At 74.9% G+C, this 1,141-nt stretch carries 2 protein-coding genes; one reads left to right on the forward strand and one right to left on the reverse strand.

Annotated features, from left to right (window positions below):
* Positions 1-683: enoyl-CoA hydratase/isomerase family protein (locus AB0N07_RS51640; RefSeq protein ID WP_365848009.1), on the forward strand; the 683-nt coding region annotated here is incomplete at its 5' end.
* Between the two features lie 99 nt (positions 684-782).
* On the opposite strand, the gene AB0N07_RS51645 is transcribed toward AB0N07_RS51640, so the two are convergent.
* The gene (locus AB0N07_RS51645) at positions 783-992 is read right to left on the reverse strand and encodes a hypothetical protein (RefSeq protein WP_002857973.1); all 210 of its coding nucleotides are present in this window, start codon (positions 990-992) and stop codon (positions 783-785) included.
* Between the last annotated feature and the right edge of the window lie 149 nt (positions 993-1,141).

The following is a 1,141-nucleotide window of genomic DNA, read 5'->3' on the forward strand; positions in this document are numbered from 1 at the left end:
TGACGATGGCGCGCGTGGTGCTCGCGGCGATCGACGCGGCCGAGGGGGACGAGTCCGTGCACGTGCTCACGCTGACCGGCGCGGGGCGGATCTTCTGCGGCGGCGGGGACGTCCAGGCCATGGCCGCCTCCCCCGCCGGGCCGGAGCGGCGCGCGATGATCCAGGAGCTCGGCGAGGCGGCGGGCGAGGTCGCGGTGGCGCTGACGGGCTCTCGCCTGCTGGTGCTGGCCGGCGTCAACGGGACGGCCGCCGGGGCGGGGCTCGGGCTCATGCTGGGCGGCGACGTCGTGCTGGTGCGCGAGGACGCGCAGCTGGTGACGGCGTTCTCCGCGCTCGGGATGACGCCGGACACGGGCGTGTCCTACTGGCTGCCGCGGGTGCTGGGGCCGGTGCGCGCGACGCAGCTGCTGCTCGGCGGGCGGCGCCTGAACGGGGCCGAGGCCGTGGAGTGGGGCCTGGCGACCGAGGCGGTGGCCGGCGACGCGTTCGCGGCGCGCCTGACGGAGCTCGAGGACGAGCTGGTGGCCGGTCCGACGCACACCTATGGGCCGACGAAGGCGCTGGCGCGCGGGGCCGACGTCGAGGCGCTGCGCGCACATGTGCGGCAGGAGGCGGCGTCGATCGCGGCGGCGTCCGAGCACCCGGAGGCCGTGCGGCGGGGGGAGGCGTTCGCGGGCCGGTGAGGGCCGGTGAGCGGGGGCCGCGGACCGGGCCGTGAGCGGCCAGGCCGGCGGCACGCCTCCACCGGGCCGACCCCGGTCAGATCCGCGAGGGCCTGGAGGTCACTTGAACATCTTCAGGACGTCACCCAGGCCGACCGTGGTGCGCCGGTAGACGGCGTTGTAGGCGGCGCGCTTCGGATCGCGCAGCCAGCCCATCCCCTTGCGGCCGTAGCCGGGGATGACCTTGCGCTTGATCGCACGCTTGGCGCGGCCCGTCGTGCGGGCCTTGATGGACTTCTTCAGGCTGGGCTTGCGGAGACCGATCTTCATGGGGCGAGCGTACTGGGTGGGGTGGACGGGGTGACTGGGCGGCTAGCGACCGCGGCCCGGTGAATGGGGCAGGATCACCCCATGCCCAGCTACTCGAACAGCGACAAAGTCACCACCCTCGCCGCCCGCCTGCGGGACGAGGCCATCAT

This window comes from Streptomyces sp. NPDC051172 (assembly GCF_040682555.1).
Lineage (GTDB): Bacteria > Actinomycetota > Actinomycetes > Streptomycetales > Streptomycetaceae > Streptomyces.